Genomic DNA, 18977 nt, shown 5'->3' with positions numbered 1-18977 from the left:
GAGAGACCGATGAGCGTTCGGAATGCCGAGTACCCGCGTCCGAAGCATTTCCTGGTGCACCTCAGTGACACGCATCTGGTGGCTCAGGGGGAGTTGTACGACGCCGTGGATGCGTCGACGAGATTGCGGGAAGTGCTCAGCGGGATCGTGGCCTCGGGCGCACGCCCGGATGCACTGATATTCACCGGCGACCTGACCGACCAGGGACACCCCGACGCATACGCGGAATTGAAAGCCATCGTGGAACCCGTGGCGGCCGAGATCGATGCGCAGGTCGTCTGGGCGATGGGCAACCACGACGACCGCCCTACGTTCAGATCTCTGCTGTTGGGCGAGGACGCCACCGATGATCCCGTCGACAACGTCTACGACCTTGACGGACTGCGGGTGATCACCCTGGATTCGTCGGTTCCCGGTCACCACTACGGTGAGATCTCGGATCGTCAATTGGATTGGCTACGAGCAGAATTGGCGGTGCCGGCGCCCGACGGAACAATTCTGGCGCTGCATCATCCGCCGGTTCCGTGCATTCAGGATCTCGCGGTTCTGGTGGAGTTGCGCGATCAGTCCCGGTTGGCGGACGTCTTGCGTGGCAGCGACGTCCGAGCGATTCTTGCTGGGCATCTGCACTATTCGACGACGGCGACGTTCGCCGGCATTCCGGTTTCCGTGGCGTCGTCGACGTGTTACACCCAGGACTTGAACGTGGAAGTCGGTGGTCAGCGTGGTCGTGACGGTGCTCAGGGGTGCAATCTGGTGCACGTGTACGACGAGACAATTGTTCATTCGGTCGTTCCACTCGGTGCGCACGTGACGGTCGGTGAGCCCGTCGATGCGGCCGAGGGTGCCCGGAGACTCAGTGCTGCCGGCATTCGAATCCTCGAGAGCGAAAAGGCGGCACGCTCGATCATCTGAGGTGGCAGGCGGTTTCCGGCACCCACGCGCAGTTCCGGGTGATTGCCGGGCGGTCGCGTACTCACTACCGTCGAGGTAGGTGCAGAGCTCCAGCAACAAGGACCGGCTAGCTGGACGGCAACCCTTCATGCCGATGGGGTGCCCCGGAATCACACCTGGCGATACGCGCGGTGCGTGTCGCAAGCGGCAGTCGCCACGAGAACCGTCAGTCGGGTGCTGACGGTTTCTGCGGTCGGCACTGTGCGCTCCCGAGTAGTTCTCGAACAGGAGTATGCGCCGATGACCTCGACCCCTTCTTCTCATCTTGCTCCGCTGCATCTCGCCGTAGCGCTGGACGGTGCCGGTTGGCACCCAGCGGCCTGGCGAGAGCCGCACTCGCGCCCGAGTGAGCTGTTCAGCGCGTCGTACTGGACTGACGTGGTGTCGACCGCCGAGCGTGGTCTGCTCGATTTCGTCACCATCGAGGACAGTCTCTCGGTGCCGGCCAACCCACTCGAGCCTGTCGACGACGCGGTTGACCGGGTGCGCGCTCGGCTCGACGCACATCTCGTGGCCGCCCGACTGGCACCGATCACGAGCAACATCGGCTTGATCCCGACCATCACCACCATTCACACCGAACCGTTCCACGTGTCTAAAGCCGTTGCCACGCTGGACTACACCTCGCGCGGTCGCGCCGGATGGCAGGTGAAGGTGTCGGCGTCGGAATCCGAGGCAGCACAGTTCGGGCGTCGCGACATCCCAGCGCTCACCGATGCCGACCGTCAGTTGATCGTTTCAGGCGTCCTCCCGGACTTCGTGCGCGCGCTGTTCGACGAAGCTGCGGAGGCAGCCGACGTCGTCCGGAGACTCTGGGACAGTTGGGAGGACGACGCCGAGATCCGTGATGTGGAGCAGCGCCGATTCATCGACCGGGACAAGCTGCACTACATCGACTTCGAGGGAAAGTACCTCTCGGTCCGTGGACCGTCGGTGACTCCGCGCCCGCCGCAGGGGCATCCCGTCGTCACCGCATTGGCTCATCAGCGGGTCGCGTACGAGCTGGCGGCGCGGACGGCCGATCTGGTGTTCGTGACGCCGTTCGACGACGAGCAGGTCACGGCAATCCTGGGTGAAGTGCGAGCAGCCGAAGAACACGTGCAGCGCACCGGCGAACCGCTTCGGGTCTTCACCGACATCGTCGTCTTCTTCGATACGCCGGAAGAAACCGGAAAGGAACGGCTCGCTCGCCTCGACGCGCAGGCCGGCGCCGAATACCGTTCGGACGCACTGACCTTCACCGGCTCTGCTGCGGAGTTGGCGGATCTTGTTCTCCGGTGGCAGCAGTTGGGAATCGACGGCTTCCGTTTGCGGCCGGGCGTTGTCGTGGACGACGTCGACGCCATCGCAGGTGAGCTGGTGCCTGAATTGCAGCGACGCAACGTATTCCGCACCGAATATCCGCAGGCGAATCTTCGCGGACTCCTTGGTCTACCCATCGACGTTCCCAACCGCTACGCCGCCGGTACTCCGGCCGCCTGACAGACGAGGAATAGATTCTCATGAGTTCTCAGAAGCGTAAGCAGGTCATCCTGGGTGCCTACCTCGGCGGCGTCAACCATCACACTGCGTGGTGGGATCCGCAGGCGGGCAGCCAGATAGAGTTCGATTCTTTCGAGCACACCGCTCGAACCGCCGAGCGTGGGAAGTTCGACTTCTTCTTCCTCGCCGAAGGCCTCGCCCTTCGTGAGCGTGCGGGACAGATTTTCGACCAAGACATCATCGGTAGGCCGGACACCTTCACGGTCCTTGCATCGTTGGCGGCGGTAACCGAACACCTCGGATTGGCCGGCACTATCAATGCCACGTTCAACGAGCCGTACGAACTGGCCCGCCAATTCGCGACGCTCGATCAGTTGTCCGGAGGGCGTGCCGCCTGGAACGTCGTCACCTCGTTCGACGCATTCACCGGCCAGAACTTTCGCCGCGGTGGATACCTCGACCGCGCGCAACGATACGAGCGTGCGGAGGAGACCGTAGCGCTGGTGCGTGAACTGTGGGATTCGTGGCGAAGCGACGACATCGTGGCCGACAAGGCATCAGGGCGCTTTCTCGCGCGACCGGATGCCGGTGAATTCGTCTTTCATGGATCGCATTTCGACGTGAACGGCCGATTCACAGTGCCGCGTAGCCCGCAAGGGCGCCCGGTTATTCTGCAGGCCGGGGTGTCGCCGCAGGGGCGCGATTTTGCTGCCGGCAATGCCGACGCGATCTTCTCACCGTACGGTCAGTTGCCCGAGGCGGCCGATTTCTATCGCGATATCAAAGCACGTGCCGTTGCGGCCGGACGTGACCCGGGCGACATCAAGATCCTGCCGTCGGCGAGTTTTGTTCTCGGCACCTCGGAGGCAGATGCGATCGAGAAGTACCGAGAGATTCGCGACCAGCAGGTCACCGGCCAGACCGCTTTGGTTCTGCTCGAACAGATCTGGAATCTCGATCTGTCGAAGTACGACCCCGAAGGACCACTACCCGATATCGCTCCGGATCCCGAGGCTCCGCCGATCATCCAGGGCCGCGCCTTCATTCACCAAGATCGTTTCGCGACCGTCGCAAAACTGCGCGCGGTCGCCGAGAGCAAGAAGTTGAATCTGCGCGAAGTGGTGATCGATCAGTTCGAGCGTGGACCGATCGTGGGTACACCGCAGCAGGTTGCCGAGAAAATAGATTCGTTTGTCAGCAACGACGGTTCGGACGGATTCATCCTCGGGTCGCACCTCGTGCCGACCGGCCTCGACGAGTTCGTCGACGACGTGGTGCCGCTGTTGCAGGATCGAGGTGTCCTCCGCAGTGACTACGAAGGAACGACGTTGCGTGACAATCTCGGACTGCCCATTCCGGTGCAACGGGAGCATGTGACAGCACGCTGATCGACCGAAGTAGCAAGGGCCCAGCCGAAATCGGCTGGGCCCTCGTTTCGTCTAGGCTTCCCAGGGCGCCGGGATGGGGTAGTAGCTCTCCAGGAACTCCGTGATCTTGCGTGTGCGAAGTTCCAGATCGATCTCCGGAGCGCTGCCGTCGTTGAGGCAGAAGAAGTCCATGGAGCGCTTGGCGAGCAGTGAGTCCATGTCGCGCAAACCGGCCTTGACCGTCGTATCGACGTATTTGACGGCTGCGGACTTCTGCACCACCGACCGTCCACTCATGAGCGTGTAGTAGTGGTACAGCGAATTGGTCACCGAGATATTGGAACTCGCGCGAAAGGTGCTTGCTGCAGTGGCCGCGAAGTCTTCGGCGAACTCGCGTTCCATCTCGGCCATCACGCTCTTGCGTAGTGGCGTCGCTGCGTGCTCCAGATGTCTGGTGGTCATCAGACCGAAGCGGTCCTGCAGCAGACGGCGGTTGACGCGGGCCGCATTCTCGAACCCGCTGCGGTCGTTGTCGTTGTGTCCCAATCCGATTCTGGTGTCGGCCTCGATGAACATGCTGATCCCACCGGGGGAGAAGAACATGTCAGGGCCGACGGGGCGACCGAAGAACATGTCGTCATTGGAGTAGAGGAAATGCTCTGCCAGACCCGGAATATGGTGCAGCTGGCACTCGACAGCTTGAGAATTGTGGGTGGGCAACACACTTGGATCGGCGAAGAACTTTTCGCTGGGCATGAACGTGACTCGCGGATCGTCGGCAAGCCAGTCCGGACGATCGGAATCGGTTGCGACGAAGATCCGCCGGATCCACGGCGCGTACATGTGGATAGATCTAAGTGCGTATTTGAGCTCGTCGATCTGACGGAAGCGCGCTTCTGATTCGTCGCCCTCGCCGACGATGTAGTTCTGCATGCGCTTGGCGCGCTGAGCCTGAAACTCTTTGGAAGAACCGTCGACCCAGGAAAAGACAAGATCGATATCGAAGCTGATATCGGAGGCATGATCGGCGAACATGTTCTCGATGGTCGGCCAGATCCGGCCGAATCGCTCGACGGTTCCTCGGACAGCTTCTTCGGGGAGGACGGTTCGTCGTGTCAGTGAGTTCTCGACGGGTAGGACGATTTCTTCGTCGGAAATCGACCACAATTCGATCTGAACGCCGATGTTCGCGCCGTAGTTCATACCGCTTGCGACGTGAACCCTCGGACGGAACAAGCGGAAGATCCGTGACTTGTTGGTTTTCGACAGGGCACCGTCCGCGACAAGGAGCGCTGGACTCTTCTTCGCGTCGACGGTTTTGGAATAGAAGGGTGCGTTGGCGCATCCCTCGACAAGTGCCTGCCGCAGGTTTTTGCGCTCGGTCCAGCTCACCGCGATCACGGGGCGCTCGTCGTTTCCGCGGACGAGTAGATACTCGATTCCTGCGGCGTCGAGGATGTCGCGGATGAAGAGGAGATCTTCGACCATCGCTTCGAGCGGCGTGGTGGTCGTGATCGCGAGGGCAAAACGATTCTTGAATCGGACGGTCTCGGGTAGCTCGCCCATCCGTGCGCGTGACGCGGCCGACGCCGGCTCCACAGGATTGGGGCTGTCCTGCTCCGGGGGTACGAAGTAGATGTCGTGCGGAGCGGGAGATTCTGTAATGGGATGCCTTCCGATTCTGATCCAGCTGTGTATCTGTCGCCCCCGACGCTGCGAGAGCGTGGTGGCGACGAGCTCAGTCTATGCCGTCGGCGCCGAAAGTCGGACATGAGTGACGGGGATGGGTAGCGCGGGGCGAGTCGGGTACCCCGAGGACCGAAGCGAGAGTGAAGGAGGAGAACCGATGCGTGTGAAAGCGATGGTCGGAACAGGCGCGGTGGCGGTTGCGCTGGCCGCCGGCCCAGTTGCGACAGCGTCTGCGGAGCGAACCGAGGCAGCGGGGTCGGAGGGTTCACCAGAGATGCTGACCTGCGAGGTGGTCTTCGATGCACTCGAAGACATGAGCCCGGAATGGACGGAAGAGGGGATCGATCAGGTCGAAGACTGGTGTGAGGCGATCACCGGCGAAGAAGACTGACCGTCAGCCGCGCGAGATCACTCGTCGCGACAGTCGCCACCGCCCGTCTTCGAGTTCGAACTCGTCCGCGTAGCTCCCGACGCCGCTGAGTTCGGGCGACGTGGCTGTGTCGACGTAGAACGTCCACACCGCATCCGCGCGGGCTGTCGTTTCCGAGGTCACGTCCACGGCGATCGCCGTGGTGACGTGGCGTGTGAATGTGCCCGGGCCTTGTATGCCGGCGGCTCGACGCTCGACTACTCCAGCAGCAATTTCTTCGCGGCCACGTCGTACCTGTGCGGGGATACCGCGATCGGGGTTGGCCGGCATGTTCCATTCGGCCTCGAGGGTGAACTGCTCCACGTAATCCTCGACCGAGCCGGTATCGGCAAGATGCGCGATGCGAGCGAGCGTTGAACGAATCTGTTCGGCAGGGCCCTCGGGTTGCATGCTGTCCTCCGTAGACGTGGGTGCGGCAGATCGCACGCTACAGCTCATGACGACAACGACGACGGCCTCGTCCCAGTGAGCGGCAGTATTCTCCGGCGAGGGAGCGGTGAACTTTGAGATCACCTCGAGTTCAACCGTATTCGGGCGCGCAGCGTAAATGATTGAGTGTTCACAGTAGGCAGCGCCATGACGACTGCCGCGCCCGTAGGCTTGACCGACTCACAGGAGATCGCCATGTCCGTCACCGAACTCGAACGTGTCACCCAGACCCCGGAGCAGATCTACGCTGCCGGCGGAATCACCGTCCACAAAGTAGGCGAGCTGATCGGCGCCCGCATCGACGGCGTCCATCTCTCCGGCGACTTGTCCGAAGAGACCGCTTACGCGATCAACTATGCGCTGGCAGCGCACAAGGTTGTGTTCTTCCGTGGGCAGCAGCATCTCGACGACACGTCGCAGTACGAATTCGCCGGAACCCTCGGCACCCAGACCACCCCGCATCCGACGGTGAAGTCCAGGGGCGACAAGCTGTTGGTGCTCGACCGTGCCGCCAACAGTTGGCACACGGACGTGACGTTCGTCGACCGCATCCCGAAAGCCTCGATTCTGCGAGCGACGACCATTCCCGAGTACGGCGGAGCGACCACGTGGGCGTCGACCACCGCCGCGTACGACCAACTGCCGTCTTCACTCAAGGTCTTGGTCGAGAATTTGCGGGCCGTTCACACCAATGCCTACGACTATGCCGAGGTTGTCGATCAGGCGAACCCGGTAGACGCGCAGCGCCAGGCCTACTACGCCGAATTCACCCGTGAGATCTACGAGACCGAACATCCGGTGGTGCGTATCCATCCGGCGACGGGGGAGAAGACCCTCCTGCTCGGTCACTTCTTCAAGGAGTTCGTCGGGCTCAAGCCGTCGGAGTCGGTAGCTCTTTACCAGATCCTGCAGGCACGAATCATCAAGTTGGAAAACACTGTTCGATGGAACTGGTCGGCCGGCGACCTGGCGATCTGGGACAACCAGGCGACTCAGCATTACGGTATCGCCGACTACGGGACTCAGGCGCGCAGTGTGCACCGAGTGACATTGGCCGGCGACGTCCCCGTCGACGTCCACGGCGAGCAGAGTCGAATCCTCCAGGGTGACGCCGCGGAGTATTCGATCATCGCGGACATCGATCGGCTTCCCGGCTTCGCCGCGAACTGATCAGTCGTGCTGCGGGTGATCCGGCGGGAACATCTGTCCCCATGAGTGACTGCACGCTCGGCACGTCCATTCCGGGGTGTCCGGTCCCACGACGCAGCCAGTTACGGCGAGCCACGGTAGGTGATCGAACGGATGGACCGGCATCCCCGGTGCACACTGAGCGGTTCTGTGTGCACCGCAGAGTGGGCACGACGGATTCTTCGCCAGCATGTAGTCGATGAAGTTGGTGTGCCCAGACGTGGCCATCCTTCCGGTGCACTTGCGGCACAGGACGGCTGGGTAGTCGTCACCAGGTTCAGCCTGCCTGAAGATCCGTGATGCGGAATGAAAGTGAAGGCGATCGCTGCTGTTGAACTTTCGCAACGGCATCGGTGAGCTGCAACCTGTGCAGTTGCCCCGCTCGCTCATCAACGTTCGGGCGTGGGCAGCTGTGGACGTCGGATCCAGCGTGTCGATGTCGCCGAAGTAGTGCGCATAGTGTGACTGGCCGGCCGTGAGAATCCGGTCGGCCAGTGCGTCGTCGACCGGCCCAGGATCCGTGGGAAACGTGATGGACCATCGTTGTTCGAGTTCTGGAACGGTGGGCAAACCGTGGAGTTCGTACGGGCGTTCATCGACTTCCATCGGCGACGTGCCGTCGAAGGGCGCAGCCACGGTCTCGATGCAGAGCAGCGTGCGAGGAGTGGTGTCGAGAACCGTGACCAGCAGGTCACCGATGGCCATCTTTCCGTGCATGATCCAGGGATCGACACGGGCTCGGGGTTCGAGAAACGCGACCACGGCATCGATCCATGGCGTGCCGAGTGCGATGAATACGTGCTGACCGGAGCTCCGCGTGATCATCGGACGATTCTCGCAAGGGCTGCCGACAGCGTCAGGCTTTGACCACCTTGCGCCCGAGCAGCGATGCAACCAGTCCGTCGACGAAGGTCGCTTGCCGTCCGAGGGGATCGGAATCCGCTGCCGCGACGCTGCCGATCGAAATCGATCTCGTCAGGCCGGTCTCGCTGATGAATTCGGCGGCGAGGTGCGCTTCTCGGAATGTGAGGCCGCCCAGATGTGTCGTGTCGTCGACTCCGAGAACACGTCCGTCGATGATGTCCATGTCGAAATGGACGTGGACGCCGTTCACACCCTGGCCCGCCGCGGCGAGGACGCGAGGCATCAAGGCCGCCATGCCATGGCGATCGATCTCGTCGATCGTCACCAGCAATACCCCGTACTCGTCGAGTGCGCGCTTGTGATCGACCGTGGCGTTCTTGACGCCCACCAAGACGGTGTTCTCCAAACTGGGGCCGTGCAGATCCGCCGCCGACGACAGCAATTGTTCGATGTCACCGTGTGAAGCGAAAATGATTGCACCCAAATCGGTTCCAGGTTCGGTGGCGATCGGAATTCTGGTGTTCTGCCAGGCTTCGGCAGTGAGCCACAGCGGCAGCGTTGTGAGATCCGCAGCGGCATTCTCTGCTTGAATGCAGTCGAAACCGATTCCGGACATGTCCTCACGTAGACCGTGATCGAGGAGATGGCTTGCCAGGCCGGTAGTTTCGAGGTCGATCAATTCGACGGTCGCATTGGCATCGATCGGTTCGGTGCCCAGAACGTAGCGCTTTTCGACGTAGGGCGATGTCATCGCCATCAAGAGCGCGCCGTAATCGATCGTGAAGTCGACGGTGCCACCCAGTCGGTATTCGTCACCTGTTTCTCCGGCGTCGACGAGAAGGTGATCGCTACTGGCGCTGATCACCTTCAGGCGCGGATCGATCGGGGTCAAGCCTTCCGGCGAGATGTCCTCGCGGCCGATGGACAAGATCAGGCGTCGGCTCGGCTTGTCCTCATTGTCGAAGACGGGGCGTCGGCCGAATGCGTCTTCGCCTGAGACTCCATACGGCCGCGACGGCTTGACCTTGGCCTCGATGATGTCCGCGGTGAGAGTGAAGGCATCGTTGTTCAGCAGTTCGTACAGTCCTGGGGGAGTAGGTGATTCGGCCAGTACGATGCTGGCGCCCAAACGCAGATGGTTGATCCCCTCGGGCATCGTGCCCGTCTCGAGTAGTGGCAGCGAGAACGTATTGCCGCCGGAAACGATCGGCAGTTCGATCGAGAACCGCTTCGTGATTTCGTCGGCTAGGTAGACCAGATTCGACAGGTTGTCGACGGTCGGTTGGATGCCGCCGACGCAGGCGAGGTTCGCGCCGATTCCGATCAGTCTGATGCCCTCGATGGGAAGGATTTCAGCGACTACGTCCAACGCCTCCGCCGGCAGGATCCCTTCGCGGAGATCTCCGAGGTCGATCATCAGCACGATGTCGTGGAAGACTCCTCGCGTTTGTGCTGCTCTGCCCAGAGCAGCAATCGTCGTCAACTCGGAGTTGAGGCTGATGTCCGCGTAGCGGATCGTGTCGTCGATCTCGTTCAGCGACGGCGCGCGGATCAGCATCAGGGGAACGGTGATGCCGTCGCGGCGAATGCGGGCCAGGTTGTCCAGGCGGGAGTCGGCGATCTGTGCGACGCCGCCGCGGACCATTGCTCGCGCCACCTTGGGGGAGCCACATGTAGATTTGCTGACGCCCGCCACCTCAATACCCTTGGCATTGGACGCTTCGACGAGGACGCGCGCATTCTGTTCGATACGACGCAGGTCGACGGTGATGGTCGGTCCGGTCATGATCTCCCTGTTTTCTCCGAAGGCGGTTCACGATCCGGGCATTCCAGACCGGACGGTTGGCGTGAGCTGGGCAACTTTGCTCCAACTGTTGTGTCGCAGGACACTTACGTGCAGTATGAGGATACAACAGTTTCCTACCAGGCACTCTAGAGGAGCGTCGATGGCTACTCTCGTCAAACACGTACTTCGGCGCAAGCCGGCTTTGCAGATAGACCAGGAGACCGGCGCAGATACCAACGGCGGCGAGCTGACCCGCAGTATCGGTTTGGCGCAGTTGTCCATGTTCGGCATCGGCGCCACGATCGGCACCGGCATCTTCTTCGTCCTCTCGCAGGCAGTCCCGGTTGCGGGTCCGGCAGTGATCATCTCCTTCGTTGTTGCCGGTGTCGTCGCGGGACTCACGGCGATTTGTTACGCGGAGTTGGCCGGAGCTGTCCCGGCGTCGGGCTCGTCGTATTCCTACGCTTACGCGACGCTCGGAGAGCTTCCGGCCATGGCCGTCGGCGCGTGTCTGCTTCTCGAGTACGGAGTCTCGGCCGCGGCGGTGTCCGTCGGATGGTCGCAGTACTTGAACCAGCTACTTGGCAACCTCTTCGGGTTCCAGATCCCCGACGCGCTGTCACAAGCGCCGGAGCAGGGCGGCATCATCAATCTGCCCGCAGTGATCCTGGTGTGCCTGTGCGGTGTTCTGCTCATTCGCGGCGCCAGTGAATCGGCCAAGGCCAACGCCATCATGGTCTCGATCAAACTCGCAATTCTGCTGCTCTTCATCGTGGTCGGCATCGCCGGATGGAACAGCAATCACTTCGCCGACTTCGCACCGTTCGGATTCAGTGGCGTCATGTCCGCCGCCGGAATCATCTTCTTCTCGTACATCGGCCTCGACGCTGTGTCCACCGCCGGCGAAGAAGTGAAGAACCCTCGTCGCAATCTCCCTCTCGCGATCCTCATTGCGCTCGTGTCCGTCACCGCGATCTACATCGCTGTTGTCGCCGTCGCGATCGGTGCACAGGATTCCGCATCGTTCGAAGGTCAGGAAGCCGGACTGTCCGCCATTCTCGAACAGGTGACCGGATCTACCTGGCCGGGAACACTTCTGGCCGCCGGTGCGGTGATCTCGATCTGCAGCGTCACGCTCGTGGTCATCTACGGTCAGACCCGCATCCTGTTCGCGATGTCACGCGACGGCATGATTCCGTCGATCTTCCACAAGGTGAACCCGCGGACTCTGACGCCGGTGCCCAACACCATTATCGTCTGCGTCGTCATCAGCATTCTGGCCGGTTTCATTCCCATCAACTTCCTCGCCGAAATGACCAGTATCGGAACCCTGGTGGCCTTCCTTGTGGTCTCGATCGGGGTCATCATCCTGCGGCGCAGTGACCCGGACCTGCCGCGCAGCTTCAAAGTTCCCGGCTATCCGGTCACACCGATCCTCTCGATCCTGGGCTGCCTGTGGATCATCAAGGACCTCCGAACCGTCACGATCTACGTGTTCCTCATCTGGGTGACCGTCGCGATCATCTGGTACTTCGCCTACGGAATGAAGCACTCGCGCCTCGGGGCGAAGAACCGCGCCGAACTGGGATCGGAGTCCGAGTCATGACGTTGCTCGCGGGATACGCACCCGACGGTGACAGCTCCGGAACCGTCCATCTGGCAACGCTGTTGGCGCGTTCGTCCGGTGAACCGCTGGTGATCTGCGCGGTGATTCCCTCGCCGCCACCGCCCGGGATGGCGCGTGTCGACGCCGAATACCACCAGCAGTTGCGAGCCGAAGCCGAAGCGGCACTGGCGAAAGCGCGGGCAGACATGCCCTCCGACGTCGACGTAACCTATGTCGTGCATGAGGCTCAGTCGACGTCGAGTGGCCTGCTCGATCTCGTTCACGAGCACGAAGCCAAGATGATCGTCCTGGATTCGTCTACGGCCGGGGTGTTCGGTCACGTGGCTCTTGGCAGTGTCACCTCACGCTTGCTGCACAGCTCCGACGTTCCGGTCGCCCTGGCGCCGAGGGGATTTCGAACCAAGCCCGGTGAGGTGGTTCGCCGCGTCACCGCCGCATACTCGGGCACACCAGATCAGGACGATCTGGTGCTCGCCGCCGCGACTGTGGCTGCGCGTGTCGATGCCGGACTCAGATTGGCGGCGTTTGCAGTTCGTGCGAACGCGCAGTACACGACCACGCTCGGGACCGAGGGGGATTCACCGATCATCTCTGAGTGGGCCGAGGTGGTCGAGCGTGAGACCAACGCTGCCTTCGAGCGCGTGCGTGCACTGCCCGAAACACCCGACGTCATGGAATCGGTTATCAGCCATGGTCGTAACTGGGCCGAGGCGCTCGAGGGCGTCGAGTGGGACCGAGGTGACGTTCTGACTGTCGGCTCGAGCAAGGCAGGTCCACTGGCGCGGGTGTTCCTCGGCAGTCGGGCGGCGAAGATCGTGCGGTACTCACCGGTTCCGGTGGTAGTGGTGCCGCGATCGGCGTCGACCCGAATAGTCGATCAGGCCGAAGCGGAATAGAGATCAGGGCCGACGAGCGGAGTGCTTGTCGGCCCTGATCTTTCAGACGGAGCGAGCGAAGAGCGCGGGCTCGGAGCCGGGAACCTGAGAGACCTGCTCTCGGGCAACCAGATGGCGAAGGTGAGCTGCACCTTCGGACAACGCCATCGTCTTTCCCATCGGGGAGATCTCGGCCCACGGCTTGTACCACTTCATCTTTGCCGCGACGTCCCACACGGTGAGCTTGTCGTCGGCGAACTCTTGCAGCAGGTGATCGAGTCGCTCCTGGTGATGCTCGATCAGCTCGCCGGCGCGGCCACCGACGTCGTCGATCGGAATGCCGTGAGCGCCGAGACCGCGGGTGATGTTCATGTTCTGCACGCGTGCGAGCGAGTGGAGGAAGTCGGCGAGGGCGTCTCGCTCGTCGAGTGGGTACACGAAATTGCCGACGTGTGGTGTGGTCTTCTGCAGGACGTGGTCGCCGGTGAACATGACGTCGGCGTCGTCGAGGTAGAAGCAGACGTGACCAGGCGTGTGGCCGGGGGTGTAGACAACGCGGAGGCCTCGGCCGGTGAGTGCGATGATCTCGTCGTCCGCGAGAAGGCGGTCGGGAGCCGACTCGGGGCCCACCGGAGACTCACCCGCGGCAGCCAGTCGGAAGGCATCACGGTCAGCTGCGGGCGCTCCGGCACGTTCCATGTTGTCGAGCTGGTACGCCATCCACTCCTCGTTACGCGCAGTGGCCATCTGATCGAACAGGTAGTGGTCGTCCTCGTGCATGGCGATCCAGGCGCCGGATGCCTCGCGGACCCGTCCGCACAGTCCGGTGTGGTCCGGATGGAAGTGCGTGACCACAACGCCCTCGATGTCGGTCACCGAATGCCCGATCTCGGCGAGCCCGGCGTTGAGGCCCTGCCAGCCGTTGTCGTCGCCCCAACCAGCGTCGACCAAGATCAGTCCGCCGGGGGATTCCATGGCGTAGACGAGCGTGTGCCCGAGCGGGTTGTCCGTGATCGGGACAGGAATCTGAAATATGCCATCACCGATGGCTGCCGCACCGTTCATATCAAGTACCTCTTAACGATAAGGGAACGCACTCTTAGTACTTCATGTTTACCGTGCGCTCGTTTGGTTGGTGACACAGGTCCTGCCTGGCGGGAGTGCGGCATGTTTTCGGTCGACTTCGGATCGGGGAGAGTTTTATCGACCGAATGATGCCATTGAGTCGAAAGTAGTTGTTGAATAGGGTTTTTCGTGATTTCGCCGTGTCAGGGGCGTCCTCGGATGGCGGATCCGTCGACGAGTCGCGCACTAGCCTCCGAGGGACAGGCGCGCTGTGCGGTTATCGAGAAAGACGGGTCATGCGTTTTCAGGTTCTGGACATCATTTTCAACCCACCCCATCCAGTGACCGGCGAGGAAGTTGCCCCGTCCGATCGGCTCAACCGCGTCGTCGAACTGGCGGTTCTCGCCGAAGAACTGGGTATCGATTCGTTCTCGGTGGGTGAGCGCCATGCCGGGCCGGTTCTTTCGTCGGCGCCAACCGTCGTTTTGGGGGCGATTGCGCAGGCCACGGACAGAATCCTGCTCTCGACGGGTGTCACGGTCCTTTCGCTACTCGACCCGATCCGAGTCGCCGAAGATTTCGGAACCATCGATCAACTCAGCCGGGGACGCCTCGAGATCGTGATCGGCAAGGGCAACGAGGTTCTTCAATACCCGCTCCTCGGTCTGGACATCGCCAAGCAGTACGAATACCTCACCGAGAACTACGAACTCCTCAAACTGCTGATCAGCGAGGAAAACGTCAAGTGGGTGGGGACTCACAGACCATCGCTCGAGGACGCGACGACGCTACCGCGTCCGTATGACGGCCCGTTCCGTATCTGGCATGGATCGGCTACCTCGTTCGAGGCCGTCGAACTCGCGGCGAAGTGGGGCGACCCCATCGTCACCGCCAACGCCTTCCAGCCTCGTGAGAACTACAAAGTGCTGATCGACCACTACCGCGAGCAGTACCTGGCGTACGGGCACGACCCGTCCAAGGCGTACGTCGGCTCGGGTTCGGGTGGATTGTTCCTCGCCGATACCACCGAGCAGGCCATCGAAGAGTTCCGTCCGATCTACGAGGGCGCCGTTGCGCAAGCTGACAAACGCAAGCACGACCCCAAAGCGGTCGGAAAGTCGACGAGCTTCCGGACGATCGAGGAAGCCGTCGACCGCGGGCCGGCGTTGGTCGGGTCTTCGGAGCGGGTCGCCGAGAAGATCATCGATTACCACCAGAGCTACGGCCACGATTTCCAATCGGTGTCGGTCAATCACGTGCTCGACTTCGAGCAGCAGAAGGACACGCTGCGCCGATTTGCGGAGGAGGTTATCCCGCTGGTGAAGGCCGAACTGTCGACGACGCTGTGGACCTCGGCCGACAAAGATCGGGCGAAGGGTTTTACCGCCGTCGCCTGAGCCGTCAGATTTCGGTTGTGCCATTTGTGCTTCAGTTTGCGCGGCATATGGTCGTCTTCCTCCCGGGCGGAGGCAGTAAAGCCGCTTCGGATCAGGATTCTGTCTTCTACAGCAACACCGTGGATGAGGACGGCGCAGTCAAGCTCTCCGTCGGCAGTGCGAGTGATAGTGGGCCGAGTGTCCGCGTAGATTTCGATGCTCTACCTGCGGGTCGCCAACTTGCTGTCCCCGCAGCAGCAGTCGACGGCGACAATTCTTTCGGCGACTTAGGAGCAGTCTCAGTCGGTTTAGGGTCCCGACGGAAAACTTGCCATTTCTGTACTCGGCCTTGGACTGTCGAACGAACGATGGTTCTTGCCGATCTATCCGCCGCGCAGATGTTTGGCGCCGTCGGGCGGCAGGTCAGGGGCATAACCACGGACTTGGCGCTATTGCTGTCCCGGTTACGGTGTCGAGGTGGGCGACTGACCTCGATTTCGTTCTCTGAAAAGTGAAGTGAGATCCAGCCGCATTGCGGCGAGTGCGGGCCAGCCGAAACGACTCGGAGCTCGCCGATATACCGCCATGCGAAAATAGCCGGCTGCGACGCTCAGCGTCGAGGCCCTGGCGTTGACAGCGTGGCTCATACACTGACAACGCGTCGACTGAAGTTACGACAACGATGACAACTGCGGAGCCTTCAAGTACACCGAAACCTCGGCTCTCAAAGCGACAACCAGGCAGGTGCCGGTGGGTCTTGGTGAGCAAGCTGAGAGCAGTTCCGGAGCGGTCACGTTGCATCGAGTTGATTACCCGGTTACTTCCAGTGGCAGCGCGAGCCGGATATAACCAGCCGGTATGGAATTCGCCGTCGCAGATCTCAAGGGGTGCCCGAGATTCAGTACGGATTTTCTGCATCGGCCTTCAGATCCGCCGCATCGGGCGCTGTCACATATACGTTCGGGAATGTTCAGGTTCGGATCGCACGATCCGACCCATTGTCACAGTTTATGCTTGTGGATGGTTTGCGATCCCCGATTACTTGATCGTTGACGTAGCCGCATGACGAATACCGCGACATACCCGCAAATAATCGCGAGGACCCCATTCGAGCGAAGCCGATCTCGATAATTGGCTGACCTAATGCTGTGGTCGCGAACGAGATTTGGCAAGCTGGTCGCGGAGGTGTCGGTCCTCCTCTGTACGGTATTGCGAAGTTAGCGCAGAGAATCCGTTCGAGATTTTCGGCGGTGCTCATCTTTTTCGAATCTTTGTAGCGAACAACAGTAGTGGTTTAGGTGATACCAGGGTTCGACCTTCGAGAGGGACATGGTTGTGAAGATTGTATTTCTGCACGGAATCGGTGACGGCGATCCGAAATCGAGTTGGCTCGAAGGTCTCGACCGCGGTCTCGAACAGGCCGGTTTCGGCGCGGTCAATCGGGATATGGTCATCGCACCTCACTACAGTTCGTTCCTCACAACAAACGGTATTGGTGCGAAGCTGCCCCCGGTGACGTACAAACCGCGCGACGACTCGGCCAGTCGCCGCGGCTTTGAGCGGCGCCAGGCGAGAGTCCAGCGGATTCTGGGTCTCGAGGGCGGGGTCCGTACCTTCGGTTTCCATCGTGTGCCCGGGCAGGTTCTCGCTCCACTGCAGCAGGCCGCGATCGGATCGCTATCACTCTTGGATCTGCAGCAAGTACGCAAGTACGTTCGGGAGGAACCGGTCCGCGGAGCGATCCTGCGGCACATCCTTGACCATCTGCCCACCTCTGGCGAGATCATTCTGATCGGCCACAGCCTGGGCAGCGTCATCGCGATCGATCTTCTCGACCACCTTCCTGAAAATGTCCATGTCCGCAGGTTCATCACCATCGGTAGCCCGGCGAATGTGCAGGCCGTTCACGACAGCAGCGAGCGATTGCTCAAGAAGTTTCCGTACGGCCGGGTCGATGACTGGTCGAACTTCCTCGATGTCGGCGACGTCGTCACCGGCGGCAGGGGGCTGGCGACCACCTTTCCCGGCGCCCAGGATTTCGTCATCGACAACGGCGCATCCCATGCCTCTGGGGCGTATCTCGGACATCGCGCCCTCGCCATGCTGGTTGCAGATCTTCTGTACCCCTCGAAGGAAATCGCCATCCGCACATCGGATATCGCGGTTCGTCTCAATGACAACGAGGCCTCGGTGTTGTTGATGCTGCACTACGCGCATGCGGTCCACCGCAACCTCAAAGACAAAGCGCTGGCCGAACGCTACCGACATGCACTCGACATCGTCCAGGACAACATCGTCGCTCAAATAGAGCAGGCCGCGTCAGTGAGTGGACAGCCCGTCGCAGTCGAACTACAGCAACTGAGCAATGGTCAATTGCCGATGATTCCGCATCGATGGGAGATCCACGAAGTGGTCGGCGAGTTGGTGGTGCTCGCGCTGACGAACATCATCGATCCGTATGAACTCGAAATTGGCAACGCCCCCCGCGACGCACTCGCCGACATCGCCGTCGAATTGGGGTTCGTGCGTCAGCTCGGAAAGACAGTGAGCACCGCCCTCGAAGACGTCCAGAAATGCTTGGACAGTCGCGGTGGCGTCCCCTGGGGCAGGGTAATTACAGCCGCAGTCGGTCTCGCCTTGGTCGCGGCCGGACCTGTCGGGCTTATGCTCGCAGCGCCGGCTGCCGCGGCAGGTGGCGCCGCTATCGTCGGCGGGCTTGCAGCATTCGGGCCGGGAGGGATGATCGGTGGTCTCGGAATGCTTGGTGGTTTGGCCGGAGCGGGCGCGGCGGTGGCCGCGGGCGCGGCGGTAGGCGGCGGTGCCCCCGATCAGCCGATCACGGATTCGACAACGTTGATCCTGCGGGTATCGACCGAGCATGCACGCAAGATGCTCGGCCTTCCTCATGACGAAGCGCTCTGGTACCAGTTGGCGGATGTGGAGACGAAACTCTCCGCCCGAATCAACCGCCTGACGGCGTTCAGCGATCCGAAGTCGGGGCAGTTGACTCAGCTGCAGGCAGCCAAGTCGACAATCACGAAACTGATGGCATTCATGCTCGATCGAGGATTGGCGCCGCGAGCCATCGAAGCAGCAACTGGAGAGAAGCCCTTAGCTGACATTGAAAAGGAACTCGTCGACTTCACAGCGCTGACGTAACGCGTTTCAGTGGCTGGTGAACGTCATTTAAGTCGCGAAGGTACTTGCCTCACTTACTAGTGATACGGAATTGACCACACTCTTGCTTCGATTACCGGCGGACAGGTTGCGGAGCCAGTGTCGGTCTGCGCAAAGATCAATGAAGCGCACTGGGCCATTGGTCAGTACGGATACGCAGTAACGCGCAACTCGCTTCCTCCTGTCAAGGCTCTCGATCGGTCAATCAGCGTCGGAACTAGTCGATACGCCGACCACTGTCACGAGTGCCGCCAACACAAAGGAGTGCTACCGAAAACTGGTGAACGCCGAATCCGAAGCGGGAAAGCTGGCTGCGCTCAACTTCTCGTTCGGGCGGTCGTTCGGGGGCTCGGTGCTGGCGCGATGTTGTCGATCACAGGCGAGAGAACTCGCAACTCCGTAACGAGTTTTCTCGTCTGCCGATTATCAATGTGAGCCGAATCGCTACCGCGTGAAGGCGGCACGATGCGGAGAATGCTAACGGCGATGATCGCCGGAGTTGCTCGTTCGACACAACAGCGTGCGGGAACGCACAGGAGACTGACATGAAGAGAGCGCTTATCCTCGCTGTTGGCGCATTGCTCTCGTCGTTCAGTCTTTCTGCTTGCGGCGGCCCAGGCACAGACTTGCCGTCGACAACCCCATCAAGCTCATCGTCAACAGCCGTC

Annotated in this window: 14 protein-coding genes and 1 riboswitch; of the genes, 9 read left to right on the top strand and 5 right to left on the bottom strand. The window is 61.3% G+C overall.

The window, feature by feature from the left end; genetic code table 11:
- Nucleotides 1-9 precede the first annotated feature (9 nt).
- The 3 genes from QRN54_RS32875 to QRN54_RS32865 all read left to right on the top strand — a co-directional run bounded on the left by QRN54_RS32875 (nt 10) and on the right by QRN54_RS32865 (nt 3824).
- Nucleotides 10-915: a phosphodiesterase gene (locus QRN54_RS32875; protein WP_204856379.1), complete on the top strand. Its 906-nt coding sequence runs from the start codon at nt 10-12 to the stop codon at nt 913-915.
- A 78-nt stretch (nt 916-993) separates the two neighbouring features.
- Nucleotides 994-1107: riboswitch (SAM riboswitch) on the top strand.
- Nucleotides 1090-2436 (top strand): LLM class flavin-dependent oxidoreductase, encoded by a 1347-nt coding sequence (locus tag QRN54_RS32870; RefSeq protein ID WP_285184010.1) that lies wholly within the window; start codon nt 1090-1092, stop codon nt 2434-2436. (Overlaps the previous riboswitch by 18 nt.)
- Before the next feature lie 20 nt (nt 2437-2456).
- Complete coding sequence (locus QRN54_RS32865; RefSeq protein ID WP_047269826.1) at nt 2457-3824, top strand: NtaA/DmoA family FMN-dependent monooxygenase; 1368 nt, start codon at nt 2457-2459, stop codon at nt 3822-3824.
- A gap of 51 nt (nt 3825-3875) precedes the next feature.
- Here the strand turns inward: QRN54_RS32865 and QRN54_RS32860 are convergent, their stop codons facing one another.
- Entirely contained in the window at nt 3876-5369 is a 1494-nt protein-coding gene (locus QRN54_RS32860) for a stealth family protein (RefSeq protein ID WP_020970156.1), read from the bottom strand.
- Between the two features lie 280 nt (nt 5370-5649).
- Between QRN54_RS32860 and QRN54_RS32855 the strand changes: the two genes are divergently transcribed.
- Complete coding sequence (locus QRN54_RS32855; RefSeq protein ID WP_047269827.1) at nt 5650-5883, top strand: hypothetical protein; 234 nt, start codon at nt 5650-5652, stop codon at nt 5881-5883.
- A gap of 3 nt (nt 5884-5886) precedes the next feature.
- On the opposite strand, the gene QRN54_RS32850 is transcribed toward QRN54_RS32855, so the two are convergent.
- Nucleotides 5887-6435 (bottom strand): nuclear transport factor 2 family protein, encoded by a 549-nt coding sequence (locus QRN54_RS32850; protein ID WP_285184009.1) that lies wholly within the window; start codon nt 6433-6435, stop codon nt 5887-5889.
- Between the two features lie 111 nt (nt 6436-6546).
- Between QRN54_RS32850 and QRN54_RS32845 the strand changes: the two genes are divergently transcribed.
- Nucleotides 6547-7521 (top strand): TauD/TfdA dioxygenase family protein, encoded by a 975-nt coding sequence (locus QRN54_RS32845; protein WP_134999875.1) that lies wholly within the window; start codon nt 6547-6549, stop codon nt 7519-7521.
- On the opposite strand, the gene QRN54_RS32840 is transcribed toward QRN54_RS32845, so the two are convergent.
- A complete protein-coding gene (locus tag QRN54_RS32840) occupies nt 7522-8364 on the bottom strand; it encodes a hypothetical protein (protein WP_285184008.1) in 843 nt (280 codons plus the stop codon).
- Nucleotides 8365-8395: 31 nt separating this feature from the next.
- Nucleotides 8396-10189: an alanine racemase gene (locus QRN54_RS32835; protein WP_285184007.1), complete on the bottom strand. Its 1794-nt coding sequence runs from the start codon at nt 10187-10189 to the stop codon at nt 8396-8398.
- Between the two features lie 160 nt (nt 10190-10349).
- Here QRN54_RS32835 and QRN54_RS32830 point away from each other — a divergent pair, with 160 nt between their 5' ends.
- Nucleotides 10350-11795, top strand: a complete 1446-nt coding sequence (locus tag QRN54_RS32830) for an amino acid permease (RefSeq protein ID WP_003940657.1) — start codon at nt 10350-10352, stop codon at nt 11793-11795.
- Entirely contained in the window at nt 11792-12712 is a 921-nt protein-coding gene (locus QRN54_RS32825; RefSeq protein ID WP_007729266.1) for a universal stress protein, read from the top strand. The genes QRN54_RS32830 and QRN54_RS32825 overlap by 4 nt, the downstream gene beginning before the upstream one ends.
- Before the next feature lie 42 nt (nt 12713-12754).
- Here QRN54_RS32825 and QRN54_RS32820 read toward each other — a convergent pair whose 3' ends face one another.
- Nucleotides 12755-13756, bottom strand: coding sequence for an MBL fold metallo-hydrolase (locus QRN54_RS32820; protein WP_285184006.1), 1002 nt, complete (start codon nt 13754-13756; stop codon nt 12755-12757).
- A gap of 296 nt (nt 13757-14052) precedes the next feature.
- Between QRN54_RS32820 and QRN54_RS32815 the strand changes: the two genes are divergently transcribed.
- Together QRN54_RS32815 and QRN54_RS32810 are read left to right on the top strand one after the other, a co-directional pair.
- The gene (locus tag QRN54_RS32815; protein WP_162114806.1) at nt 14053-15153 is read left to right on the top strand and encodes an LLM class flavin-dependent oxidoreductase; all 1101 of its coding nucleotides are present in this window, start codon (nt 14053-14055) and stop codon (nt 15151-15153) included.
- Between the two features lie 1314 nt (nt 15154-16467).
- Nucleotides 16468-18291 (top strand): lipase family protein, encoded by a 1824-nt coding sequence (locus QRN54_RS32810; RefSeq protein WP_197494226.1) that lies wholly within the window; start codon nt 16468-16470, stop codon nt 18289-18291.
- Nucleotides 18292-18977: the final 686 nt, after the last annotated feature.

The sequence above is a fragment of the Rhodococcus sp. MEB032 genome, from assembly GCF_030208925.1.
GTDB classification, from domain to species: Bacteria; Actinomycetota; Actinomycetes; order Mycobacteriales; family Mycobacteriaceae; genus Rhodococcus_F; species Rhodococcus_F qingshengii.
Note: the sequence above shows the minus strand (reverse complement) of the source record. Positions and strands in the feature narration are given on the sequence as shown.